Here is a 24,336-nt window from a genome sequence, read left to right as displayed (position 1 = left end):
CAGACCGGATCAGCTCCTGTCCGGTGATCAGGATCCAGCACGGGCTGGAACGGGGTCCTGGGCCAGTCGTTGGTGCGGTGCAAGCTTCTAGCCTAGTAGATTTACATAATAAATTTACTTGCTGTATGATGTGGTCTACGTCACTTCACTACTCGCCCTTGGGAGGTCACAGTGGGCACGAGTCCGCAAGTAGTTCCGCACCGCAGTCAGATGGCTGGGTGCGATGCTGGGGTGGCAACAATCTGCAGCGAGGTTGTCGATGCCAATGCGACGATGTTGGATGCCTCTGCGACCCCGTTGTGCGGCACTAACGCCGATGAGTGGACCGATGGGTCGACAATTGGGTCGGCCCTGTGAGCATCTCCCAGGACCCGAACTGGTGGCGTCAGGCGGCTGTCTACCAGATCTATCCGCGCAGCTTCGCTGACGCCGACGGCAACGGGATCGGCGATCTGCAGGGGATCACTTCCCGAGTCCCCTACCTGAATGAGCTGGGTATCGACGCCGTCTGGCTGAGCCCGTTCTATCCCTCCGCGCTGGCCGACGGCGGTTACGATGTCGACGATTACCGCGAGGTGGACCCGAAGATCGGCACACTCGAGGACTTTGATGAGATGGTCGCTGCCCTGCATGCCGAGGGCATCAAAGTGGTGGTGGACATCGTCCCGAACCATTCCTCAGATCGTCACGAATGGTTCCGTCAGGCACTTGCGGCCGGACCTGGTTCACCGGAGCGGGAGCGCTACATCTTCCGTGACGGGCTCGGCGAGCACGGTGAGCTGCCACCCTCGGACTGGGAATCGGTCTTCGGAGGTCCAGCATGGGAGCGCGTCACCGAACCCGACGGCTCCCCAGGGCAGTGGTATCTGCACCTCTTTGCCAAGGAACAGCCCGACTTCAACTGGGATAACCCAGAGGTGCGCGAGGATTTCCTGACCACCCTTCGCTTCTGGTCCGACCGCGGGGTGGACGGATTCCGCATCGACGTCGCCCACGCCCTGACCAAGAACCTTGAGGAAACATTACCGAAGCAAGCTGAGCTGGGGCAGCTCGGCACCGGCGCCGACGGCTTCATTGACGGCTCTCACCCGTACTGGGACCGCGACGAGGTGCACGAGATCTACGCGCAATGGCGCAAGCTCTTTGATGAGTACGACCCTCCACGCACCGCCGTCGCCGAAGCCTGGGTCCACCCCGAACGCCGCGCACGGTACGCCAGCCCAGAGGGTCTGGGCCAGGCGTTCAACTTCGACCTCCTGATGGCTGAGTTCGACGCCGGAAAGTTTCAGCAGATCATCACCAAAAACCTCACCGAGGCGGAGACCTCCGGGGCGTCCTCCACCTGGGTGTTCTCCAACCACGATGTGGTCCGTCACGCCACACGCTTCGGCCTCTCGGACAGCACGGTAACCCCCGAGCACGGCAACAACGGCAAGCCCGGCAACGCTTGGCTGCTCAACGGCGGGCACCGGGAGGATGTCGACGTCGACCTAGGCCTGCGCCGTGCCCGGGCCGCGACCCTGCTCATGCTGGCGCTGCCCGGGTCCTCATACCTGTACCAGGGCGAGGAGCTAGGCCTGCAGGAGGTCGGTGACATCCCCGCCGAGGCGAGACAGGACCCAACGTTCTTCCGCAGCCGGGGTGCGGAGATCGGCCGGGATGGCTGCCGGGTCCCACTTCCGTGGACCTCCGCAGGCAGTTCCTTCGGATTTGGTGAAGACGGGGCCCACTTGCCCCAACCGGGATGGTTCGCCGACTACGCGGTCGAGGTGCAGGAAGGACAGCAAGGCTCAACGCTGGAACTGTACCGTGCCGCTCTGCGGCTGCGGCGGGAGCTGCAGACTGAGGAGTCTCTGGAGTGGCTCAAGACTGGCCATAAGGATGTTCTCGCTTTCATGCGTCCCAACGGCTGGGTCACCGTCACCAACTTCAGCGACGTCAAAGCACCCCTGCCCGCAGGTGAGGTACTGCTCACCAGCGCCGAGCTCAACGACGGCATGCTGCCCGGCGCTGCCACCGCCTGGATCCGCCGGACTTCCCTTGACGCGACAGTCACCGGAATGCCTGAGCCTCGGCAGCGCTCTCCGAAGAGGTCAGGAGCCCAATGAGGACGCTTTGTCACTCAACAGTGACTCATATTTGCCATGTCATTCGAATTCGCATCACAACAAGAGAGTAGAGGGATTCAAAATGCGTTCAACACCTGTACATAAGACAGGGGCGTTACTGGCCGGGTTAGTTGTTGCGGGGGGTGGCTTGGCGGCTTGCGGCTCTCCGGATAGCCAGAATGGCAACGGCGAGGCCGGCGAAGCGGCGTTCACGTGGGCCGTCACCGGAGCGGACCAGGCAATCCATGAAGCGGTCGCCGATCTCTGGAACGAGCAGAACCCTGACCAGATGGTGAACGTCGAGTTCCTCTCGCCCGAAGCCGACCAGCAGCGTCAGGCAATGTTCCAGGACTTGCAGAGTGGAACGGGAGCTTTTGACGTTCTTGGGCTCGACGTGGTGTGGACCGGTGAATTCGCTGAAGCGGGCTACATCATGAACCTTGAAGATCATCGGGCCGAAGTTGAGGGGGTCAGTTTAGACGGCGCCGTGGAGAGTTCTTCGTGGGAGAACGAGCTATTCGCTATGCCGTACTCGTCGAATGCTGGCTACCTCTACTATCGCACCGATCTGGTGGACGAACCGCCCGCGACGTGGGACGAAGTCTTGGAGAGCGGAGTCGAAGTCGGTGATGAGGCTGGCATCGGCGGGTATGCAGGGCTCGGTAACCAGTATGAGGGATTCGTCGTGACGTTCCTGCAGCTGTTTTGGTCTGCCGGCGGTGAGGTGTACAACGATGATCAAACAGAGAGTACCTTCCTCGAAGGTGATGCGGCCGAGCGGGCGCTAGATTTCCTGATTGACGGACGCGAGCAGGGCCTGTTTGCCAGTGGCTTCGACTCGATGGTCGAAGACGACGCACGGTCTCTCTTCCAAGCTGGGGACTCTGTCTATATGCATAACTGGCCATACGCTCTGCCATTGCTCGAGGGGGAAGACGGTGAAGAAAGCGATGTCGCGGGAGACTTCGACGTAGCTGCTCTCCCAGGCTTTGACGAAAACCCGGGCGTTGGCGCGCTGGGTGGCCTCAATAACGCCGTCAGCGAGTTGAGTGATAATCAAGATGTCGCGGAAGAGTTCGTGGTTTGGGCTGCAACTGATGCCGATGCTCAGCAGACGCTACTCGACATGAGCCTTCCGTCGACGATGCTGTCAACCTACGATGGCGCCGATGATCCCAATGTGCAATTGCTGGGCGAGATTCTCGCCGAGGCTCAGGCTCGACCGGCGGTCGCGGGATACAACTCGTTGTCCCTAGCCATCCAGGAGAACCTGCACTCCGCGTTCCTCGGACAGACAGATCCCGAGCAGGCACTGCAGGCCGTCGATGAGGCCGCAACCGACGCGCTCTCAGCAGAGTAGTGCGTCATCGTGGCGATCGCACAGAGCTCTAAGGCGCGCACCCCTCAGCGAGGTCCCCGCTCTAAGGGATCCGGCATAGGGGAACGCGCCCTGGCAAAAATCTTCCTCACACCCTCGTTCACGTTTATGGCGGTGATCGCCCTTTTTCCGGTGATCTACGCCGTATGGATGAGCATGTACCAGATCACGGGGTTCCGGCAGGAGTTCACAGGCTTTGGCAACTACAGCCAGTTACTCAGCGACGGCGGTTTTTACAACGCCATCCGAAACACCTTCGTATTCACAACTGTTTCTGTAGCGTTTGAGTTCGTGATCGGGCTGATGTTCGCACTCATCATGAATCAAGCATTCCGGGGTCAGGGAATCACTCGAGCCATCATCCTTGTGCCCTGGGTGATCCCTACTGCTGTTGCCGCCCAGGTTTGGCGGTACATGTTCAGTGACAACCCCGGGTTCGTCAACGGGCTCTTGGGTACCAGCATTAATTGGCTCAACGACCCGACGTGGTCGATGGTGGGTATCATCACTGCCGATGTGTGGAAGACCGCGCCATTCGTGGCTCTACTACTCCTAGCAGGGTTGCAGACGATTCCTCGTGAGTACTACGAAGCGGCAGAGGTTGACGGGGCCGGTGCATGGAGGCGGTTCTGGTCGATCACGTTGCCGCTGCTGCGCCCAGCAATCATTGTTGCGCTGCTGTTCCGCACTGTTGATGCGCTGCGGATGTTCGACTTCGCATACGTGTTCGCTGGATACAGCAATTCGCTTGCCACATTGTCCGTGTACACGCAGCGTTACCTCTACGCAGAGCCTGAACTGGGATACGCAAACGCGCTCTCTACAGCAACATTCATCATAGTGATGATCGTCGGAATCTTCTTCATCCGACTGATGGGGCAGCAGACCGTTGGATCAGAGAAGGGGAAGAAGAAATGAACACGGCTACGGATCCCTCGACTCGCAAGACCAGCGGGGCAGGACAGGAGCCCCCTCGGTCTTCGAACACCCCGTACTGGCTGAGCAACACCCTACGTCTGCTTGGCATGGTCGTGGTGATCGTGTGGTGTCTCTTCCCATTCGTCTGGATGTTCATGACGAGTCTGCGTTCGGGCGCGATAGCCCTGACGAATCCGAATATCTTCGTCGGGCCGTTCAGTCTGGACAACTTCATCCAAATTTTTGAACTCGATTTTCAGTTCGCTCTGCGTAACTCGCTTGTAGTCGCAGGCCTCGCAACACTGATCTGCATTCCGGTCGCTTCGCTTGCTGCGTACGCGATCGCACGTCTACCACTGAAGGGTAGAGCGGTTATCCTGACGCTGGCACTCGTGGCGACAATGTTTCCTCCCGTTGCCCTCGTCCCGCCGCTCTACCAGATGTACCAACAGATTCAGACATGGACCGGTATATCGCTGCTCAACTCATACTCTGGCATGGTGATCCCATACGTGGCGCTTACGTTGCCACTGTCGATCTTCATCCTCGTGACGTTCTTCTCGGGTATTCCGCGGGAGCTGGAGGAACAAGGAAAAATTGATGGGGCGACACCGTGGCAGATCTTCCTGCGCATTATTCTTCCCCTGGCCGCACCAGGTGTGGGCACTTCAGCGATCATCGTGTTCGTCTATGCGACGAATGAGTTCTTGCTGGCGTTCTCTTTCGCCCCGCGTGATCTGAACGTGCAAACCGTGCCCGTCTTCATCGGCACCTTCCAACGCGTGGGCTATGAGAACCCCATCGGGCAGGTAATGGCGGCCTCAGTGCTGGTCTCAGTACCGCTGATCATCTTTGCCTTGGTGCTGCAGCGGCGTATCACTGCCGGCCTGACAGCAGGAGCGGTGAAGGGATGATCATCCCTGACCCTCAGAGCCAAATCCACGGCCTGCTACGGGAGCTATACCCGGAACAGCATGAGGAGGTCTCGCAATGCGTGAAGGAAGTGATAGATAGGTACCGGCTTCCGGCAGAAGACTCTCGATCATCGGGGCGGCGAACACTGCGGAGTTCCGACGCTCTAGTCATCACCTACGCTGACCAAATCCGCGCACCGGGGGAGTACCCGTTGGTCACTCTGCGGAGATTCATGTCGGATTACGCACCGTTCATTTCGAACCTGCACCTGTTGCCGTTCTACCCGTTCACATCAGATGACGGTTTCGGCGTTGTGGACTACCTGGCGGTTCGTGATGATGTGGGCTCATGGCAAGATATTGAAGGGTTGGCTGACGACGTCAGCCTCATGTTTGACGCGGTCATCAACCATGTGTCGGCATCCTCACCTTGGATCCAAGGTTTCCTTGACGGTGATGCAAGATTCGCCGACTTCGCGATCGACGTCGATCCTGAGGCGGACCTTTCGCAAGTCGTGCGTCCACGCACCAGCCCTCTACTGACACGTTTTATGGGCAGCAAGGGGCCACGCTGGCTATGGACGACGTTCAGTGACGACCAAGTCGACTTGAACTACGCCAACCCGCAAGTGCTGCTGGCTGTACTCGATGTGCTGTGCCGGTACGTGCATCACGGGGCGTCATGGCTGAGGCTGGACGCGGTGTCGTACCTGTGGAAGAGAATCGGCACAACAAGCTGCAACCTGCCAGAGACTCACAACGTGATCAAGCTGATCCGTGCAGCGCTTGATGAAGTGGCACCGGGCACGGTCATCGTCACCGAGACAAATGTGCCGCACGATCAGAACGTGTCATTCTTCGGCGACGGCGTTGACGAGGCACAGCTGGTGTACAACTTCGCTCTGCCGCCGCTCGTGCTCCACACGCTGCGCACTGGTGAGCCCGAGGTGTTTCTGGACTGGCTCAGGGAGCTCAGAGCGGTTGGCCCGAACAGCACTTTCTTGAACTTCCTCGCCTCGCACGACGGCATCGGAATGCGAGGTGCCGAAAATATCTTGAGCGACGAACACCGCACAGCGCTCGCGGCGCAGGTTCAACGGCACGGGGGCTACGTGTCCTACCGGTCAATGTCCGATGGAGGGACGGCGCCCTATGAACTCAACATCGCATTCATAGATGCGCTCTCGGACCCGGCGAGTAATGAACCGGTGTCGCGACACATAGATCGTTTCATATGCGCCACGTCTCTCATGATGGCGATCCCCGGGGTTCCAGCGATCTACCTCCACTCGCTACTCGGCTCACGTTCTGATCGCGCCGGCGCTGAAGAGCTGGGCTACCCACGAGCGATCAATCGCGCCACTCTCGATCTAGAGGCATTGGAGGCTGAGCTCGGCGACGCTAGGAGCATTCGCCGGCGGGTGCTCGAAGCCACGCGCGCGCTCGTGACGACTCGGGGTGAGCACGACGCTTTCGACCCGGCAGCATCGTGTGTAGGAAGCGAACCAGTACCCGGCGTGATTCAGATCATGCGAAAGGGGGTTTCTGGCACCGTCGCTTGTCTTCATAATGTGCGGGATCAGCACACAACAGTTCCCCTGGAAGGACTGTTCGATGGTGGGGTTGATCTCATCACCGCAGGCACAGTCATCGAAGAAGTGGAACTACCACCTTACGGAGTGAGGTGGGTCGCGACGCGATGAGCCCATCTCACCAGATGTGAAACCTCAAGACCTCGGTGAATGAGGGTTATAGGCCATCTGCTTCATGAGTCAGATAGCGATCTACGAGTTGGCCCGCCTTCTCAGGACCCCACAGCTTCGGCGACAAGAGTGAGAAATGCGCGGTTGAAGTCGTCAAGGTCCTTGGGGTTACGAGAGGTGACCAGACCGTCGGAGACCACAGCGGCGTCGTCGATCCACGTGGCCCCTGCGTTGGTGAGATCTGTCTTTAGCGACGGGTAGCTGGTCACAGTCCGGCCGGAGACCGCCCCAATCTCAGTCAGGATCCACGGCCCGTGGCAGATCGCGGCGACTGGTTTCCCGGCGTCGAAGAACGCCTTCACGAACTTCTGGGCGTCCTCATCGATGCGCAGAGTATCGGCGTTGAGAGTGCCGCCGGGCAGAATAAGGCCCGCATAGTCTTCAGGGTTTGCGGAGGGCAGGTGCACGTCCACATCGAAGTAGTCAGCATGCTCCCAGTCGCCCTTCATCGCCTGAATCTGTGTCTCCTCCGGAGAGACGATCACAGGGGTCCCGCTGGCGTCCTTGATGGCGGCGATCGGCTCAGTCAGCTCCGGCTGTTCCACACCCTTGGTGGTCAGCAGGGCGATCTTGGTGCCGGGAATGGAAACGTCAGACATGATGGATGCTCCTTCGAATGAACGACTACAGCGTGCGTGTACGACTAACGTAGGACTCGACCCTCCACTGCCCGGGCACAGAACCTTGGTGTTGGCTTGATGGTTCTGACGCCGAATACTGACGTGATCGGGAACATACTGCGTGACTGTGAGGTTCCACCATTGTGGAAAAGAAGCTGGCCGTAGGGGCGATTATCGCCACTGTTGCGATGTGGGCCTCGTCGTTCGTTGTCATCCGTGCGTTTGCGGAGGATCTCTCTCCCGGCCCCTTGGCTGTTCTGCGGCTGCTGTCCGGGGTCATCACCCTCTCCGCTCTGCTGCTCTGGCTGCGCCGGGGCAAGCTCCGACTGCCTGGTCGCCGCGGCCTGTTGTTGGGTGCGGCTTTCGGGGTGGTGTGGTTCGCCGTCTATACCTTGGTCTTCAACTGGGCTGGTCACTTCTTGGACGCTGGAACCATCGCGATGCTGGTCAATTTGGCTCCGCTGCTGATAGCTCTGGGTGGCGGACTGTTCTTTGGGGAGGGTTTCCCGCGCCAGCTGTTCGCAGGTATGGCTGTCTCATTGGTGGGTATCGGGCTGATCACCTTCGCCGGAACCACTGGCAGACTCTCACTGGCTGGGCTGCTCATTGCCCTCACCGCGGCGGTGCTCTACGCCGCTGGGATGATGATCCAAAAGCTGACTCTTCGGCACACCGACCCGCTGACGGCCACTTGGATTGCCTGCGGCGCGGGCGTGGTCGCTCTGCTGCCGTTCATCCCGCAGACCATCGGGGAGGTGGGTGAGGCCTCGCTCGGCAGCATCATTGGTGCCGTATACATGGGGGTAGGGCCCACTGCTATTGCCTTCATCTTCTGGGGTTACGCCATGATGCATTTCCCCGCCGGGCGAGTAGCGGCCAGTACACTGAGCGTTCCCGCCATTGTGGTGGTGATGGCTTGGATCTTCCTCTCCGAGGTGCCCCCAGGACTGGCGATCATTGGTGGCGTCATTTGCCTGATCGGCGTGGGGATTGTCCAGTGGCGCACTCCGCGCTGGCGTGGCCGGAAGAGTTCAGCGGATCCGATCGTTGACAAGGCCCCCGCGCCTGCTTGATATGGGTGAGTGCGCCGCTGACCCTCCCTTTCATCCTCAGGGGTGATGTGTGGCGGCGTCGTCGTCCCTAGTCTGAATTCATGATGAAAAAATCCGAATCTCCGGATCGTGCCGACTACCGCTTCTCAGAGGATCCGTGGGGTCAGGCCGCCCTTGTCAGCACGCTGACACTTGTCCCAGCGCGGAAGTACCCGACCTGGCTCAAGAACGTCATGGTGTGGGGTCCCACGGTGGGCGTCGTCGCGGTCCTCGCAACCCCAGGTGCCCCGACCGCAGTGCTGCGCAAACTCAGCGCCTTGCAGGGTCAGAACCCCGAGGAGGTCCAGTTCCCGGAGATCAACCCGGTGGCTCGGGCGGCTGTGGCGGTTGGTGCAGGGACCGCGATGTACGCGAGCTGGCGGCTTTCTTTCTGGTCCGATGGTGCTGCGGAGAACCTGGTCCGCAAGCTGCACGTGCCCGCACCGCGGGTTGCCATGGCGCTCGCGGCAGGGGCAGCCGCCTGGTGGCAGGTCACGAGCGAGAATAAGCGCCGGCACACCCGACCATCAGCCTGACTCGTTTGATTCATGTTCCAATACTCGGCCCGGAAGGTCACCCTCAGGAGGGTCGTGCCCCGGGAACGGCAGTAGTCCGTGCGACTTCATGATGTGGTGGGCCCGGCAGAGTGCCCAGATGTTCTCCGGCGCGGTTTTTCCGCCTTGTTCATGAGGAGTCTTGTGGTCAACATCGGCTGCCCAAGCTGGTCGGGTACACCCATCTGCCCGGCAGGTTCTGTCCCGAATGAGGATTGCTTCGCGTAGCTGTCCGGTGACGAACCGGGCCTGTGAGGTCTTGGAGAGAGCATTTACTGAGCGCTCCCATGCGGAAACCTCATCCCATCCATTCGACGGGTACCCCGTACCCAGCGGCACCACAGAGGTGATCTGTTCCTCACCATCAGGACCACTGGTTGTCCCTGAGGCGAACCATTCGTGTGTGGCTCTGGGATCGCGCGCGATTCTCCGGACATCTGAGGCGGGCAGAACATAGGACTTGTCTTCGCTGAGCGCTGGGGCGTTGCTTCGCCCTGCGAGAGTGTCGGCCGTGACCAGGATGCTGATCTTGGCGTTGACCGGCGCAGGCTGCTGCAGGTCCCGTTCTGCCTCACGCTGCTCAGTGGTGCCGCGTTGCAGCCGAGAAGTAAATTCATCCGCCATACGCTGAGTAAACGTCCGGTCACCTTCAGCAGACTCGTCCGTCTGTTTCCTGGCACTGGACCAAAGCTCCCGCTCCAGCGATGCCACTGAGACGGTGGGGACCAGAGCATCAATCTTGGTCATCCCATCATCATGGTGGGTGAACGCCACGTACCTCTTGGCGCGGGCCCTCTCGCAACGCGAGTTGTACGCCTCAGCGTCTAACTCCGGGATGCGCTGTTTGACCCATTGGTCGACCTCAGCAAGGTTCATGGCTGGTGCTTTCTGGATCACTTCCTCATCGAGGATCGGCAACAGGTCATCACGGTGGGCGATATCCTCAGCGGCCTGGGCGACTCTCCTGGCCCGGCCAAAATCCATACTGCCGGCACCGCAGGCAACCCAGGTCCGCGGCAGCTTCTTCTGCAGGAACTCCGCCGAAGTCAGAAGCCGACGCGCGGATGACTCAGTGGCACTGAGGATGATCGCGGCGTCGCGCACCACAGCTTTTTCCACCGCAGCCCTGGCGAAAGCATGCTGATCTCTGTGCGTCTGAAGTTTCCGTGACCGGTACGCCAGCAGCATGCCCAGCTTGGCTGCCTCTGCCTGACGGAGCCTGACCTCTTGGTCCCAGGCTTCGACTAGCTCCGGCTCCCCGGCAAGATGCGCATAGTGTTCCGGCAGGATCGGTGCCGGAATCATGGTCTCTGCCTCCATGACTCAACGCTATCGGCAGGCACCGACATGCCCCCGACCCGGTAAGACCAAACATCATTGCGACCATCCGTAGTGGTCCACATGCTAAGACCGCCGCCAGCCAGCTTTTCTTGCCGCATAAACGGATCAGAACATGAGCTCTATGGCTCACCGACCCGCATCTCAGACCCAGCCGTCCACCCCGGCCGATCAGTCCCCGCGCAGCGCAAAACTTGCTGTCACAGTCTTCCCCCTGCTGATTATCGCCGGCGCCGGACTGGCGTTACTGGCGCCCGGCACCTTTGCGCCTCTGGGCGCCGGCATCACCTACGCCCTGATGATCATCATGTTTGGCATGGGCCTGACCCTGACCATTCCGGACTTCTTACTCGTCATCAAACGTCCGCTGCCGGTGCTAGCCGGTGTGGCCTTCCAGTTTGGCTTCATGCCGCTTCTGGCCTTCGGCATCGCCTGGGCCCTCCAACTGCCTCCAGCTCTTGCAGCTGGCCTCATTCTGGTCGGCTCAGTGCCCGGCGGCACCAGCTCCAACGTGGTGACATATCTGGCCCGGGGCGACGTCGCCCTCTCTGTCACCATGACCTCAATCTCCACCCTGCTCTCCCCGCTGCTGACTCCGCTGCTGGCACTGTGGCTGGCGGGTCAGTACCTGCCCGTGCCCGCCGGTGCCATGGCGTGGGACATAGTCCAGATTGTGCTGATCCCCGTGATCGGTGGTCTGGTGCTCCGCCTGCTGTTGCCGCGGATTGTTCAGGGCATCCAACCGGCCCTGCCGTGGATCTCTGTGCTGGGCATCACCTACGTGGTGCTGGCGGTCGTGGCCGGATCACAGGACGTCCTAGCCTCAGCCGGAGCGCTGCTGCTCTTCGGCGTGATCCTGCACAACCTGCTGGGCTACGCCATAGGGTACAGCGCCGCCATGCTCACCAAAGCGCCCGTCCCCACCCGCCGCGCGGTCTCGGTGGAAGTCGGTATGCAGAACTCCGGGCTCGCCGCGGGCCTGGCCGGCACCCACTTCTCCGCTGAAGCTGCCCTGCCGGGCGCGATATTCTCGGTATGGCACAACATTTCCGGTGGCCTGCTGGCCTCATTCTGGGGATCACGCCGCCCCACAACACCACAAACAGATGACGACGACGCCAGCACCACCCCGGTTGCCACCTGACCGACCAGGGAGAGGAACGGATCATGGCCAAGCACCCGATCTACACGATGAGTGTGGCGCAGGTCTATCCGCACTACGTGAACAAGGCAGCGCGCAAAGGCCGAACGAAAGAAGAGGTCGACCACATCATCCGCTGGCTGACGGGCTACACGCAGGATCAGCTGGAGGCACTGCTCGAGGCAGGGCAAGATTTTGAGACGTTCTTCGCCGAGGCTCCTGAGCTGAATCCGATGCGCCGAAAAATCACCGGTGTCATTTGCGGAATCCGGGTGGAGAACATCGAAGAGCCAACCATGCAGGAAATCCGCTACCTCGACAAGATGATCGATGAACTGGCCAGGGGCAAAGCCCTGGAGAAGATTCTGCGCAGCTGACCCGGTGCGTATCCTGGGTGCGGCCTATCCTGTAGCTGTGCCGAAGAAGAGTTGGTTAGACGATGAGCGACCCATTCGCGGCATCCGCGTGTCCAGTGACGCGGATATTGACCACGCGGCCTGGCCAGCAACGGTGCCCGCCGTCGCCAGTTTCCTTGAGCAGAGCCACCCATGGCCTGATGGATTCGAATTCCAAGCGGGAGTGACTTTCCTGGTGGGGGAAAACGGTTCGGGGAAATCCACCTTGGTTGAAGGCATCGCTGAGGCGTTCGGACTGCCTGCCGAAGGCGGAACGCGCAATGGAGGAGCCAGCACCAGCAGCACAGAGTCACCGCTGGGGGAGTGGCTGAACATCATTCGTGGACCGGGGGCTCCGCGGTTCGGGTTCTTCCTACGGTCGGAAACGATGCACAACTACTACACCTGGCGGCAGGGCATCCGCGGACCAGGCCCGGACCTGCACCTCATGAGCCACGGGGAGTCGTTCAACAGTCTGCTGGAGTCACACCTGGATCATGAGCAGTTCGTCCAGGGTCTGGTGTGCTTGGACGAACCAGAAGCAGCCCTGTCCTTCACGTCGACCCTGGGTTGGCTGGCGGCCCTGGACAGAATGCGGTCCCGGGGCACACAGGTCATATGCGCCACACATTCACCACTGCTCACGGCCCTTCCGGGCGCCACCATCTTGGAGCTCGGTGACTGGGGCATCAGAGAGACCACCTGGGATCAGTTGGACATTGTGCAGTCTCACCGTCGGTTCCTCGAAGCGCCTGAACGCTATTTTCGGCACTTGTTGGACTGAGCGTCTGCCTGCCCGTTCAACAAGCGTTCACCTGGCATTCGGGAACCCCCAATAGTGTGAAGGTCCCGGGGCGGAGATGCCCGTCTCGTGAGCGATTCACCCTGTGTGAGAGGAAACAATGAGCACTGAAGCAGTGAAACTCCACATTGACGACACCGGCGGTACGGGCAGGCCGGTGGTCCTCATCCACGGTTGGCCCCTCGCCTCCGAATCCTGGTCCGAGCAGGTCAGGCCTCTGCAGGACGCTGGGCACCGTGTGATCACCTACGACCGTCGCGGGTTCGGCCGGTCCGAGAAACCCCAGGACGGTTACGACTATGACACTCTGGCCGACGACCTCGACCATGTGATTCGTTCTTTGGATCTGCACGATGTGACCCTGGTGGGGTTCTCCATGGGTGGTGGGGAGGTGGCCCGTTACGCATCCCGGCACGGGCTGGATCGCGTCCACTCGGTCGTCTTCGCCGCAGCAGTGCCGCCCTTCCTTCAGCAAAGCAGCAACAACCCCGACGGACCACTGGATGATGAGACGTTCCAAGGCCTCCGCGGCTCACTGGAGAAGGACCGTGACAGCTTCTTCGAGGACTTCACCACCGGATTCTTCTCCGTGGGGGAGGACCTCGTGGTCAGCGAAGAGCAGCGCCAAGAGGCCGTGCAGATGGCCCACCAGTCTGACCAGACCGCAGCACTGGCCTGCATGGACGCATGGGCTCACACCGATTTCAGATCAGACCTTGGTGCGGTGACTGTTCCAGCATTGGTCATCCATGGTGACAGTGACGCCACCGTCCCCTTCGAAGGGTCCGGCCAACGGACGCACGAGGCGCTCGCAGACGCCGAACTCGCCCTCATCAACGGTGCACCCCACGGTCTCAATGTCAGCCATGTCACCGAGTTCAACGCAGCCCTGATCCCTTTCCTGGCGCGGTAATCCGCCCACCAGGCAGTGGGTTTCCTGCTAGTCAGCGCCCACTGCCTGGTGCTCACCGAGGGGATTCAGGCCTTGAGGTCTTCCCACTCGAAGGTCGTCGTCGTTCCAGACTCCCAATCCTGACGCAGAATCGCGTATGCCACTGAGGCCACGGGCTCATCTCCCTCTACCGGCCATCCGCGCCGGTAGTGCGCCTCTTTGATGAACCCTGACCGCAGAAACACCTTGCGCATCGCAATGTTGTCCTCGCGAGTTTGGCCTTCGAAACGCTCCACCTCAGGGTAGGTATCGAACACCAGGCGCGTCAGAGCGCGTAGGACCGTCGTCCCCCATCCCTGCCCCCGGTGCTCATCCGCCAGTCGAAGGTCAAACAGTGGCGCCTGGTCCGTCAGATCCTCAAGAACGACGACGCCCAACAGGGCCCTCGTGCCCCCAGCCTGGTCTGCCAGAATCCACCAGGCCCTGTGATCGGTGTCCGCCGCTTCCTCGGAGGTGTAGTGCTCGGGGTTGCGCCCATAATTCCCTTCAGCGATGGCTCTGCGGACCTGCTCAGCGTTCACCTGATTCCTGACGTGGAAGGGATAACTCTGAGCTGTGAGGAAATCGGTCAGTGCGGCGGCGTCGTCGTCATCTTGAGGGCGAAGCGGGACAAACGTGATCTCGGAAGCAGGTGTTGTACTGGTCATGTGCACAGAGTCTATTCGTGGCGATGTAGACTGATCAGCACGCCGCCACGGTGGGATCACTCGCACGCATGGCGGCGGTCTAGCGGCTGTAGCTTAATGGCAAAGCTTCTGCTTCCCAAGCAGACGACGCGGGTTCGATTCCCGTCAGCCGCTCCATTTCTTAACGTGCCGGACTTGCACCGGCATGGCCACAAATGGTCGATGAAACCCCAGATCAGAGCCTCTCTGACGTTCAGGGTGAGTTCTCAGCGCGAGGGGCTTCGGTGACCAGCAGGAGTTCCGTGCCGGTATCCACCACTGTGGCACCTCTGTCTGTGAAGCCGACTGGTATAGCTGTGGCGCCCTCTCCTAGGGGATCGTAGACTAGCGCGATGCTGCCAGTGACCGTGTTCAATATGCTCAGGTCCCCTTCATCGGTGAGGACATAGGCCATCACACCGCCCGCCCCCAGCAGGCGGGCGTCCGGGCCGAGAACCTCTGACCACATCTCCTCACCACCGGAGTCCAAGCCCATGAGTTCGTCCTCCCGAACACCGACCCAGATCTCCGCCATGAGGTCGAACAGTGCGTCGTCCAACTCTTCGGCCAGCAGCTCGCCCTGTGCGAGGTCCCAGAGCCCGTACCCTTCGTCCGGTGAGCCGATCAGCGCATTCCCAGGGGGCAGTCGGTTGGTGGGTGGGCTCACCAGCTCTGAGGTCTCGGTCTCTGCGAAGGTTTGAGGTACGGGCGTTCGCCACAGCTCATTCGCTCCATCCCCGGTGGACGCGAGGAGCTCACCCCCATCAGTGACCACAATGGTTCCGAAGAACTCTCCGACGAGGTGGGCGTCGTGCTCGCTGCGCTCGCCGGTGGAAGAGTCCAGAGCGACCCGCTGGCCTGACTCACCCATAGGCTCATCAGGTTTTTCAGTGAACACCAGGCCCGGACCCTGATGAGGTCCAGGGACGTCGACAGGTCCCCACACTTCTTCGCCGGTGCGCAGGTCGTAGGCGCTGGCCGTTGTTGTGCCGAGCGAGTCTTGCGTCGCGTCGTCGTCTGTGAGGTTTGTCAGCACCGCCAGTGGCCGATCATCGGCTGTGGTCACAGCAAACCCGGAGCAGCTGAGTGGACGTTCTGCGGTCCACAGTGTGGTTCCGTCAGCGTGCACCGCTGTGAATACGAGTTTGCCGTCCTCCTCGCCGGGAGCGAGGAAAACGTCGTCGTGAATCTGCGGCGGAGTGTCCCACTGCGGATCGACTGTGACGCGATCTGTCAGATGCGTCGGAAGGTGGACGTCGTCCAGGCTGGCTTCGGAGGCGAGAGACTGGACGCTGACCGGTTCGGGGTCAATGTCAGCCTCCTGCTGGGTTCTGTCCTCACCGGTGGTGGGCTCCTCGCCCGGATCTGAGGAGCAGGCGACCAGGATGAGTCCAAGGACGCCAAGGAGCCCCATCCCACTGGTGGGCAGGCGCGACAGAGCTGGTGAAGTCATTGCTGCGTGTCCTTTGGGATGTCTGAGGTCTCGTGCTGCGCGCGGCGTCGGCCGGAACGGCGACTGGCAGACCAGACGAGGAGGATGATCGCGGTGACCACGAGGATCATCAGGATATCGGCCACGGGCCCAGAGACTGAGGAGCTAATCGTCTGCAGCCATCCTTGGGTTTCACTGGGCACTAGCGAAGGCGCTGTCACAAGGCCGTTGGTGGTCCAGAAAAGCACCCCGACACCGGTGATCAGTGCTCCGGCGACGACTGAGGTGGTGTGCAGTCGGCGACCGAAGAGTGAGAAGCCGCGCCCTCTGAGCAGTCTCATCGACCGGGATCCAATGCGCTCCCAGAGCGCAGCCAAAATCACCAGCGGCACCACCATGCCTGCACCGTAGACGGCGAGCATGAGCCCTGCCTGCGTGACGCTGCCCTGCGCGATCGCGAGGGTCAGGATCGCCCCCAAGATTGGCCCGGCACAGAAGCCCGCTACGCCGCTGGCTGCACCTAAGAGAAAAGTGCGGAGAAGCCCTTTTCGTTCATGGGCAGTCTGTTGCAGGCGCTGATTCCCGGGAAGGGCTTTCGAAAAGTCGAAGCCCAACCCCACCATCTGAATGACCCCCAGGACTATGAGGACCAGCGAGGTAATGATGATGAGAGCTTCCCGGTGCTCGACGAAGAGTGTGCCTACCGCACCCAAGCCCAGCCCGAGTGGCACTAGCGTGATGATGAGCCCGAGGTAGAAGGTCGCACCATGAGTCAGGAGCTGCAGCCGAGTCCCGATGGTGGAGGCGAAGAACGCGGGCAGCAGTAGAGCACTACACGGGCTGAGCAGTGCGAGCATACCGCCCAGGAAGGCGGTGACCAGACTTATCTCCATCAGTCGTTCTCTGCTAGGGCGTCATCGACAGCCGTGACGAAAACATCAGTGGGTTGGGCTCCGACAATCGGTTCTCCGGCAACGATGAACGCAGGTGTTGAGTAGGCTCCTATAGCGAGTCCCTCTTCTGCGTTCGCATTGATCTGGTCTGCGACCTCTGCTGAATTCATGTCCTCTTCAAACTGAGCGATATCCAGGTCCACCTGCTGCGCGAGTGCTGTGAGGCCCTCTTGGCTGAGTTCAGATTCGGAGAGCGTCTCGCCGTCCGGGAAGAGCAGCTCGTGATAGCTCAGGAATTCGTCCTGCAGCGCTGCGGCGTAGGAGGCGCGAGCGGCGCGCTCTGAGGCCTCACCGAAGACGTTGACGTCGCGCCACTCAATTCTGAGCTCACCCGCTTCGACGTAGTCCATCATGGTGGGCAGAGTCTCTTCATGCCAGGTGGCACAGAAGGGACATTGAAAGTCTGTGAACATTACGATCGCGACCGGCGCATCCGCGGGGCCGACAGCCAGCAAGTCCTCAGGGTCACGACGCTCTATGTCACTCATGTCTGGCTGTTCCGGTTCTGCGCCACCTTCAGGGACGGTTACCGGCCCGTCCGTTTCCGAGTCGCCACCATCGGCGGCACCCGCACCTTGTGGCTGCTCAGCTGTATCCGTCGTTTGCTGGGCCGAGTCCTCGCCAATGGCCTGCCACACGACGAACGCTGTCAGCGCGGCGGCGACGATGATGACGACGGTCGGAAGAACGGCGGATACCCGCAGGGGTGGTTTCTGCCGAGTGGGGGTGGTGTCAGGCATGACGGGCGTACCTTTCGAGGAGAGAGTATTTGACTACCGTTCATAGTAACTATGCGACATAGTAACTATGCAAGTTAGTAAAAGTCAGGCATAGTGGACGCATGGTTTCTCTCTCAACTCGATTTGCCTCCTGGCGGGCATCTGCTGCGTTGGCTGCTCAGGCCCTGCGCTCGTGGACCACTCGTCAAGTGTTAGTGGCTGTAGTAGCTGCTGTGGTTATCGGATTGGCTATTGGTGTGGCGACGGTGCTGATTCCCAACCCATGGTTCGCCCGTGACATCGCTCCGGTGTGGTGGAACTATCCAGTATGGCTTCTGACATCGGTGCTCAGCGGCATGCTCCTGGGCACCTATGTTCGGGCGTCCAAGCTGGCAGCGCCGGATGAAGTTGCTGCTGAGGCTCAATCATCCGGAGCGTCTGCGGCGGAGGATCGGCGCAGCAGTCGATTCGGGATGGTCGGCGGCGTGATGGCGTGGTTTGCCGTGGGCTGCCCGGTGTGCAACAAAATCGCACTGGTAGCCTTCGGATACTCTGGAGCCATCACTTATTTTGCTCCCATTCAGCCGTTCCTCGCCTTGGGTGCCATGGTGCTGACCGCGGTGGCTCTGATCTGGCGGCTCAAAGGTCAGGTGGCGTGTGCGGTGCCCGTTCAGAAGGTGACCGTCACAGCATGAATGCCGATCCCCAGCCCCCAGTCACCGGTGAACGGCTTGGCCCTTTGGAACAGCGGGTGATGGACCTCCTGTGGGATCACTCCTCGCACACCGTGCGCGAAGTGATGGATCAGCTCTCCAGCAGGCCCGCCTACACGACCATCGCCACGGTAATGGGAAACCTCGAACGCAAAGGCCTCGTTGAAGCACAGCGCGACGGGAGGTCAGTCCGCTACAAACCACGCTGCACCCGCGAGCAGCATACGGCGGCGCTGATGCGACAGGCCTTAGGTGTCAGTCGTGATCGAAGAGCGTCAATTTTGCACTTCGTGGACACCATGCCGGATGAGGAACGGGACCTTCTGCGGGCCTACCTCGATGACGACACATCACGAGGCACCCCGTGAATTCTCTTCTGCTGGCTTTTCTGATGGTGGGCATTGTTCTGGCGGTGGCCACTGTAGGTCGCCCCCTGATCCGAGCAGCAACACCGATGTTGATGCGATTTCCGCGCGTCGCTGTGGTCTCTCTGAGCGGTGGCCTGTTGCTGTGGATGGCCTCTTTGGTGGCTGCAGGACTGTTCCTTGCCTGGTCCATCACCGGCCCCAGTCCTCTTCCTTCGCCGATAGCCGACGTGTGTCAGCGCTGCTTGGAGGCTTCCAACCCATTCTCCTCCGGCCTTGCTGTCGAGACCACAGTGCCATCCGTCGTCTTTCTGCTGGCGCCGGTGCTGGCAGTGCTGGTGGTGGCGGCGATGGGTCTGCGCTCTGTACGGACTCGCCATGCGCGTCTTCGGGAGACCTGTCAGTCCCTGCTGCCGGTGGGGCGCACCGAGAGCGTGGCCGGATATCAGGTCACAGTGGTTGCTGATCCGCAGCCTGCTGCCTTCGCGCTGGGGCGAGGCCGCTGCGGGATTATCGTATCCACGGGGCTACTTGAGAAACTGAGCGCCTACGAGCTGCGCGCGGTTCTCGAGCATGAGGCGGCGCACCTGCGCGAGCGGCACCACCTCATTCTGGATTTCATCGGCAGCATCACCGGCCCTCTGCGCTGGGTTCCCTTTGCCGCAGCGATTGCCGACTCGATTCCGCACTATTTGGAGATCTCGGCGGACAATGCCGCGCAGCGCCGAGTCGGCACGCGACCCTTGGCCTCGGCACTGCTGATCATGGGTCAGGCCAGCAACGAGCAGAGAATTGCAGCCCAACGCGGGGGCCCACGGCGGATTCTGCTGGCTGCAGGCCCGGAACGGGTGCGGCAGCTGGTTTCCCCCCTCGATCCGCGACAGGGCGCCCTCGGCGCGGCGGCGATCGTCGCGCTCATGGCGGTCCTCGTTGTGACGAGTATTACGGCCCACGGCGCAGCATTAGCTGCAGTCCTCTCCGGCTGCGTGATCTAGGCGCGCTCCAGCGCTACGCCCAGCGCCGGGTCAGGCTTTCCTCAGCTGGACATCCCTTGAGAGACCGATTAATTTGCATACCCCATGGGGTATCTGGCAGACTCACATCAATACCCCACGGGGTATCCAGTTTGTCTACGGAGAGGGAACGATCTCATGCTTCTCGAGCGCATTTACGACGAGGATCTAGCCCAGGCCAGCTACTTCATCGGCTGCCAGTCCAAGGGTGAAGCGGTGGTGATTGACGCCCGTCGCGATCTGAGCGACTACTTTGACCTGGCGGAGCGCCACGGTATGCGCATCACCGCTGTGGCGGAGACCCATATCCACGCTGACTACCTCTCCGGTACGCGAGAGCTTGCCGCTGCCACGGGCGCCGATGCTTATGTTTCAGGTGAGGGCGGCGAGGATTGGCAGTACGGTTTTGACGCCAAACGGCTCAATCATGGAGATGTGATCTCGATTGGAAACATCCGTATTGAGGCTCGCCACACTCCTGGCCACACCCCTGAGCACCTTGTATTCCTTGTCACTGACGGCGCCTTCAGCCAGGACCCCGGATACATGATCTCCGGAGACTTTGTCTTCGCAGGTGACCTAGGGCGCCCAGACCTCCTGGATGAGGCTGCAGGCGGACAGGACACCCGCTTCGAGGGGGCCAAGCAGCTGTTCAGCAGCCTCCGGAACGAGTTTGTCACTCTTCCGGACCACGTCATGGTGTACCCCGGCCACGGTGCAGGCAGCGCCTGCGGAAAAGCACTCGGTGCACTGCCCTCCACCACGGTCGGCTACGAACGTGCCAACGCTTGGTGGTCGCAGTACGTGAGCAACGACGACGAGCAGGGCTTCATCGACGAACTTCTCGACGGCCAACCCGACGCGCACGCATATTTCGGACGCATGAAGCGGGAGAACAAGGACGGTCCCGTCGTCCTGGGTCCACAGGGGCCCCTGGTGGAGATGACTGTGGACCAGGTCCGCAGTGCCTTGGAGGAGGAGCGGGCGGTATTCGTCGATACCCGGTCCCAGGACAAGGTTAAGCACGGCACCCCGGTCGGCGCCCTGAACATTCCCGCCGGAGGCAAAACTGCAAGCTTCGGCGCATGGGCCTACGATCCCGAGCGGGAGACGCGGCCGCTGATCCTGCTTGCTGAAAACCAGGAACAGGCAGAGTCCCTGCGTGAGCATCTCATGAGGGTCGGCATTGATCGGGTCAAGGGCTACATCACCAGCATTGAAGGGCTGTTGAAGACACAGCCGGCCACCATCACGCCCGCTGAGCTGGAAAACTTTGAACCGGCCCTGCTGCTGGATGTCCGGAACAAGTCCGAACACTCAAAGGGTCACATTCCAGGCTCTGAGCAGATCAGCGCTGGCCGTGTTCTCTGGCACCAGGATCAGCTGCCAACCGCCGGCCCAATCGTGACCTATTGCCAGTCCGGAGTGCGGAACTCAGTGGCCGCAAGCGCCCTGAGGCGAGAAGGCCACGATGTCCGGGAGCTCGTTGGAAGCTACGCAGGCTGGGCCGAGTGGAAGCAATCACACTGACCAGCTGTCGGCACCGCCACCACTGAAGATCTGCTAATAACTCACTGTGTCGACGCGCGCGTCGCCTACTTCTTGTTGTTGAAAGGGAAATTCGCCCATGAGCACCACCACAACTGCTGTACACACTGCCCCTATGAGCCCCACGGAATTGGCCGAGAAGCTGCGTTCACAGCAGGCACCGCTGCTGGTTGATGTCCGCACCCCGGCCGAGTACGAGTCGCTGCGCGTCCCTGAGTCTCACAACGTGCCCCTGGATCTGCTTCAGCGCCATCGGGACACGCTTGCAGAGCAGTTTGCCGACGAGGTTGTTCTCATCTGTCAGACCGGCAACCGCGCCAACCAGGCACTTCAGCACCTGAACGCTGCGGGCGTAAACACTGCTCGTGTGCTGGAGGGCGGCGTGGTCGCTATGGAAGCGCAGCACCGCCAGCACACCAGCAGGGGAAAGCAACGATGGGCGATGGACCGTCAGGTGCGTATGGTAGCCGGATCACTTGTGTTGACAGGCTTCCTCGGAGGGAAGCTGATCTCCTCAAAGGTGGGCTACCTCGCCGGGGCGATCGGCGCGGGACTGACGTTCTCGGCACTGACCGACTCCTGCGCCATGGCGGCGGCACTCAACAAAATGCCGTGGAATAAGGTCGAGGCTGATCCGACGGTCGAGAAGTTCCTGGCGGAGATCCCGCAGTCACTGCAGGTGGGAGTACCTAACGTGAAGGCGTCGCGGTGATGTCCACTGCCCTGATTCTCGCGATGGTGCTCGCCGTCGGGATCGGACTCTCCTTAGGTCTGCTCGGTGGCGGGGGCACCATCCTCGCGGTTCCCCTTCTGACCTACGTGGCGGGCATGCCGCCGAAGGAAGCAATCGCTGCCTCCATGTTCATCATCGGGGTCACCGCTGCGGTCAGTATTGTCGCCCACGCATGGCGCGGCAACGTGCAGTGGCGCACGGGATTCATCTTCGGCGCAGCCGCTATGGTCGGGGCCTTCGGCGGTGGACTGTTGGGCAGCCAACTTCCCGGTGTGGTGCTCATGGTGGCCTTCGGAGTCATGATGGTCGCCACCGCGTTGGCCATGATTCTCGACCGCAAAGCTAAACAGTCCGGTAAGAGCCGGAAGAAACTTCCACTGATCAAGATCATCCTGGAAGGCCTGGTCGTCGGCGTGGTGACCGGAATGGTCGGTGCCGGCGGTGGATTTCTGATTGTGCCCGCACTGGTTCTCCTCGGCGGGCTCTCAATGCCAGCAGCAGTCGCAACGTCCCTGCTCATCATCTCCTTGAAATCCTTCACCGGTCTGGCCGGATATCTAACAACTGTGAGCATCGATTGGGGTCCAGTGCTCATGATCACCAGCGTCACCGTAGTCGGTGCCCTGATCGGTTCGGCGCTGGTGAAGTACGTGCCTGAGAAGGCCCTGAAAAAAGCATTCGGCTACCTCGTTCTCGCCATGGGCGTCGTCGTGTTCCTCCAGGAGCTGCCGATCGCGTTCGGCTTGGCCGCCGCCGCAATGGTGGTCATCCTGCTAGTGATCCTTTTAGTCCTGCGGCGCCGGAGCAGGTCTGCGGAGGCGCGCAAGAGATCAGTGGAGGACGCCCGGCGGACGCCGGTGGAGCATCATTGAAGACATGTGAAGTCCCCCGCACGCAGAAGACCTGAGGAGCTCAAGATGAGACAAGCAGACCTGGAGACTCAACGCCGCATAGTCAACCGCCTCAAGCGGGCCCGCGGACAATTGGACTCCGTCATCACCGCCGTGGAAACTGGTGGAAGCTGTCGGGATGTAGTGACCCAATTGGCGGCAGTCTCAACCGCCCTGGACCGAGCAGGATTCATTGTGGTGTCCTCAGCCATGCAGTTCTGTGTCGCCGATCCAGAGCGCGCTGCAGAGACCGAAGATGGGTTGACCGTGGAAGAGCTGGAGAAGCTCTTTCTCTCCCTCGCCTGATCAGTGCCTTTGGGCGCTTCGGAGCAACACGAGGTTGGCCAATCTGTTCCATGCTGCCACTTGCGGTCGTTCACCGCGGTTATCGGCGGCGTCCCAAGCCGATGGTTCGATGGCAGTCGAGCGAATACTAAGGACATCGAAGAATTGTCCGGCATACGATCCCGTGGGCTTCACCGTGGAGCGTGCCGCAGTGAGCCTACTTGTAGCCCCGTGCTAAAGCGCAGGAAGTCAAGGCCTGCTACTGAACTGGGTGGCGGCCACACAACGTGCAGGACAATCTGCAGGACGATGAGCGGGATCACTGCCAATGCAGACCATACGTCCAAGAGCACCATTCCTCGCCTCTGAACGAGATCAGCAGCGCTAGTGTCGTTCTCGCATTCTCCGCTGACCCGGCACTCACCCCTGGGGCCAGAGGTCCCGCATGTCAAACCAATGAGACGAATAGGCCAATCTTTGGATTCCCAGCGAGAGCGGTTACGCCACAGGAATCGCTGACATGTGTCACAACGACAACGGAAATGTTCGGCTAAAGACTCAGTGGGATGAGGGAGTTCGGAAGCGCTAGAGGACTTTTGGCCCTTCCTGAGAACGCCTGAAGCGCGTTGAATAATGACTCAGGCCAGATGTGCTGGTTTCGCAAAGTCCCTTTATTCTGAGTGATACGAGGTCTCGATGACAACCACCTGGCTGATAAGACTTGCTCGGCGGATTACCGTCGGCGTCACAGTCTTTAACGCAGTCACGGCTGTTTCGGGGGGTGTTGCGATTATCCTGACTGGAGGTCTGGGGATGTCAGCGTCGATGCTCTACAACAGTCCCTTTGACTCGTTTCTCTGGCCTGGCATCATTCTCATCGCGATAGTCGGCGGCACCCAGCTGGTGGCTGCAGTGCTCATACTCGCGCGACGGAGCTCAGCTCTGCTATGGGTGGCTGTCGCAGGATTCTCTATGGTCAGGTCAAGTCCCGTGTAGTGGTGTAGCTGGCCCTGTTGTTCTTCGAGGCTTTCGTTGGTCAGCCAGGG

At 60.8% G+C, this 24,336-nt stretch carries 25 protein-coding genes and 1 tRNA gene; 19 read left to right on the top strand and 7 right to left on the bottom strand.

What is annotated here, in order from left to right:
- Positions 1-353: 353 nt before the first annotated feature.
- The 5 genes from FEF26_RS11845 to FEF26_RS11825 all read left to right on the top strand — a co-directional run bounded on the left by FEF26_RS11845 (position 354) and on the right by FEF26_RS11825 (position 7,021).
- A complete protein-coding gene (locus FEF26_RS11845; RefSeq protein WP_243730559.1) occupies positions 354-2,108 on the top strand; it encodes a glycoside hydrolase family 13 protein in 1,755 nt (584 codons plus the stop codon).
- 82 nt (positions 2,109-2,190) lie between these two features.
- Positions 2,191-3,468: an ABC transporter substrate-binding protein gene (locus tag FEF26_RS11840; protein WP_138253748.1), complete on the top strand. Its 1,278-nt coding sequence runs from the start codon at positions 2,191-2,193 to the stop codon at positions 3,466-3,468.
- Between the two features lie 9 nt (positions 3,469-3,477).
- The gene (locus FEF26_RS11835; RefSeq protein WP_208012917.1) at positions 3,478-4,404 is read left to right on the top strand and encodes a carbohydrate ABC transporter permease; all 927 of its coding nucleotides are present in this window, start codon (positions 3,478-3,480) and stop codon (positions 4,402-4,404) included.
- Between the two features lie 107 nt (positions 4,405-4,511).
- On the top strand, positions 4,512-5,318 hold the full coding sequence (locus FEF26_RS11830) for a carbohydrate ABC transporter permease (RefSeq protein WP_208012916.1): 807 nt from the start codon (positions 4,512-4,514) through the stop codon (positions 5,316-5,318).
- 80 nt (positions 5,319-5,398) lie between these two features.
- The gene (locus FEF26_RS11825; RefSeq protein ID WP_166433017.1) at positions 5,399-7,021 is read left to right on the top strand and encodes an alpha-amylase family glycosyl hydrolase; all 1,623 of its coding nucleotides are present in this window, start codon (positions 5,399-5,401) and stop codon (positions 7,019-7,021) included.
- Between the two features lie 101 nt (positions 7,022-7,122).
- On the opposite strand, the gene FEF26_RS11820 is transcribed toward FEF26_RS11825, so the two are convergent.
- Positions 7,123-7,680 carry a type 1 glutamine amidotransferase domain-containing protein gene (locus FEF26_RS11820; RefSeq protein ID WP_138253745.1) on the bottom strand — a complete coding sequence of 186 codons (558 nt, stop codon included), beginning with the start codon at positions 7,678-7,680 and terminating at the stop codon, positions 7,123-7,125.
- A 164-nt stretch (positions 7,681-7,844) separates the two neighbouring features.
- Between FEF26_RS11820 and FEF26_RS11815 the strand changes: the two genes are divergently transcribed.
- Both FEF26_RS11815 and FEF26_RS11810 read left to right on the top strand, forming a co-directional pair.
- Entirely contained in the window at positions 7,845-8,774 is a 930-nt protein-coding gene (locus FEF26_RS11815) for a DMT family transporter (protein WP_208012915.1), read from the top strand.
- 80 nt (positions 8,775-8,854) lie between these two features.
- Positions 8,855-9,328: a hypothetical protein gene (locus FEF26_RS11810; protein WP_138253744.1), complete on the top strand. Its 474-nt coding sequence runs from the start codon at positions 8,855-8,857 to the stop codon at positions 9,326-9,328.
- Here FEF26_RS11810 and FEF26_RS11805 read toward each other — a convergent pair.
- The gene (locus FEF26_RS11805) at positions 9,320-10,666 is read right to left on the bottom strand and encodes an HNH endonuclease signature motif containing protein (RefSeq protein WP_138253743.1); all 1,347 of its coding nucleotides are present in this window, start codon (positions 10,664-10,666) and stop codon (positions 9,320-9,322) included. The genes FEF26_RS11810 and FEF26_RS11805 overlap by 9 nt on opposite strands.
- A gap of 142 nt (positions 10,667-10,808) precedes the next feature.
- Between FEF26_RS11805 and FEF26_RS11800 the strand changes: the two genes are divergently transcribed.
- The 4 genes from FEF26_RS11800 to FEF26_RS11785 all read left to right on the top strand — a co-directional run bounded on the left by FEF26_RS11800 (position 10,809) and on the right by FEF26_RS11785 (position 13,935).
- A complete protein-coding gene (locus FEF26_RS11800; RefSeq protein WP_138253765.1) occupies positions 10,809-11,828 on the top strand; it encodes a bile acid:sodium symporter family protein in 1,020 nt (339 codons plus the stop codon).
- Positions 11,829-11,851: 23 nt separating this feature from the next.
- Positions 11,852-12,202 carry a DUF2200 domain-containing protein gene (locus FEF26_RS11795; protein ID WP_138253742.1) on the top strand — a complete coding sequence of 117 codons (351 nt, stop codon included), beginning with the start codon at positions 11,852-11,854 and terminating at the stop codon, positions 12,200-12,202.
- 37 nt (positions 12,203-12,239) lie between these two features.
- Positions 12,240-13,004: an AAA family ATPase gene (locus FEF26_RS11790; RefSeq protein WP_243730558.1), complete on the top strand. Its 765-nt coding sequence runs from the start codon at positions 12,240-12,242 to the stop codon at positions 13,002-13,004.
- Between the two features lie 118 nt (positions 13,005-13,122).
- Positions 13,123-13,935, top strand: coding sequence for an alpha/beta fold hydrolase (locus FEF26_RS11785; RefSeq protein WP_138253740.1), 813 nt, complete (start codon positions 13,123-13,125; stop codon positions 13,933-13,935).
- Positions 13,936-14,000: 65 nt separating this feature from the next.
- Here the strand turns inward: FEF26_RS11785 and FEF26_RS11780 are convergent, their stop codons facing one another.
- The gene (locus FEF26_RS11780; RefSeq protein WP_138253739.1) at positions 14,001-14,621 is read right to left on the bottom strand and encodes a GNAT family N-acetyltransferase; all 621 of its coding nucleotides are present in this window, start codon (positions 14,619-14,621) and stop codon (positions 14,001-14,003) included.
- A gap of 82 nt (positions 14,622-14,703) precedes the next feature.
- Here FEF26_RS11780 and FEF26_RS11775 point away from each other — a divergent pair.
- A tRNA-Gly gene (locus FEF26_RS11775) sits at positions 14,704-14,777 on the top strand.
- A gap of 76 nt (positions 14,778-14,853) precedes the next feature.
- Here the strand turns inward: FEF26_RS11775 and FEF26_RS11770 are convergent.
- Genes FEF26_RS11770 through FEF26_RS11760 form a run of 3 tightly spaced genes read right to left on the bottom strand, consistent with a single transcriptional unit; the run spans position 14,854 to position 17,764 of the window.
- Entirely contained in the window at positions 14,854-16,092 is a 1,239-nt protein-coding gene (locus FEF26_RS11770) for a PQQ-binding-like beta-propeller repeat protein (protein WP_138253738.1), read from the bottom strand.
- Entirely contained in the window at positions 16,089-16,964 is an 876-nt protein-coding gene (locus tag FEF26_RS11765) for a cytochrome c biogenesis CcdA family protein (RefSeq protein WP_138253737.1), read from the bottom strand. Before FEF26_RS11765 ends, FEF26_RS11770 begins: the two co-directional genes overlap by 4 nt.
- Entirely contained in the window at positions 16,964-17,764 is an 801-nt protein-coding gene (locus tag FEF26_RS11760) for a DsbA family protein (protein ID WP_138253736.1), read from the bottom strand. Before FEF26_RS11760 ends, FEF26_RS11765 begins: the two co-directional genes overlap by 1 nt.
- A gap of 101 nt (positions 17,765-17,865) precedes the next feature.
- Here FEF26_RS11760 and FEF26_RS11755 point away from each other — a divergent pair, with 101 nt between their 5' ends.
- The 7 genes from FEF26_RS11755 to FEF26_RS11725 all read left to right on the top strand — a co-directional run bounded on the left by FEF26_RS11755 (position 17,866) and on the right by FEF26_RS11725 (position 23,311).
- Positions 17,866-18,438: a hypothetical protein gene (locus tag FEF26_RS11755; RefSeq protein ID WP_138253735.1), complete on the top strand. Its 573-nt coding sequence runs from the start codon at positions 17,866-17,868 to the stop codon at positions 18,436-18,438.
- On the top strand, positions 18,435-18,824 hold the full coding sequence (locus FEF26_RS11750) for a BlaI/MecI/CopY family transcriptional regulator (RefSeq protein WP_138253734.1): 390 nt from the start codon (positions 18,435-18,437) through the stop codon (positions 18,822-18,824). The genes FEF26_RS11755 and FEF26_RS11750 overlap by 4 nt, the downstream gene beginning before the upstream one ends.
- Positions 18,821-19,816 carry a M56 family metallopeptidase gene (locus FEF26_RS11745; RefSeq protein ID WP_138253733.1) on the top strand — a complete coding sequence of 332 codons (996 nt, stop codon included), beginning with the start codon at positions 18,821-18,823 and terminating at the stop codon, positions 19,814-19,816. The genes FEF26_RS11750 and FEF26_RS11745 overlap by 4 nt, the downstream gene beginning before the upstream one ends.
- 156 nt (positions 19,817-19,972) lie before the next feature.
- The gene (locus tag FEF26_RS11740) at positions 19,973-21,364 is read left to right on the top strand and encodes an MBL fold metallo-hydrolase (RefSeq protein WP_138253732.1); all 1,392 of its coding nucleotides are present in this window, start codon (positions 19,973-19,975) and stop codon (positions 21,362-21,364) included.
- A 133-nt stretch (positions 21,365-21,497) separates the two neighbouring features.
- The gene (locus FEF26_RS11735; RefSeq protein WP_243730557.1) at positions 21,498-22,094 is read left to right on the top strand and encodes a rhodanese-like domain-containing protein; all 597 of its coding nucleotides are present in this window, start codon (positions 21,498-21,500) and stop codon (positions 22,092-22,094) included.
- Positions 22,094-22,987 carry a sulfite exporter TauE/SafE family protein gene (locus FEF26_RS11730; RefSeq protein ID WP_138253730.1) on the top strand — a complete coding sequence of 298 codons (894 nt, stop codon included), beginning with the start codon at positions 22,094-22,096 and terminating at the stop codon, positions 22,985-22,987. Before FEF26_RS11735 ends, FEF26_RS11730 begins: the two co-directional genes overlap by 1 nt.
- A gap of 45 nt (positions 22,988-23,032) precedes the next feature.
- Positions 23,033-23,311 carry a metal-sensitive transcriptional regulator gene (locus FEF26_RS11725; protein ID WP_138253729.1) on the top strand — a complete coding sequence of 93 codons (279 nt, stop codon included), beginning with the start codon at positions 23,033-23,035 and terminating at the stop codon, positions 23,309-23,311.
- An 809-nt stretch (positions 23,312-24,120) separates the two neighbouring features.
- On the opposite strand, the gene FEF26_RS15950 is transcribed toward FEF26_RS11725, so the two are convergent.
- Positions 24,121-24,336 (bottom strand): hypothetical protein (locus tag FEF26_RS15950; RefSeq protein ID WP_208012914.1); only part of this gene is annotated, 216 nt, incomplete at its 5' end.

Source organism: Nesterenkonia salmonea (assembly GCF_005771525.1).
In the GTDB taxonomy this organism is placed as follows: domain Bacteria; phylum Actinomycetota; class Actinomycetes; order Actinomycetales; family Micrococcaceae; genus Nesterenkonia; species Nesterenkonia salmonea.
The sequence above is the reverse complement of the archived record's forward strand: the minus strand, read 5'-3'. Positions and strand labels throughout refer to the sequence as shown.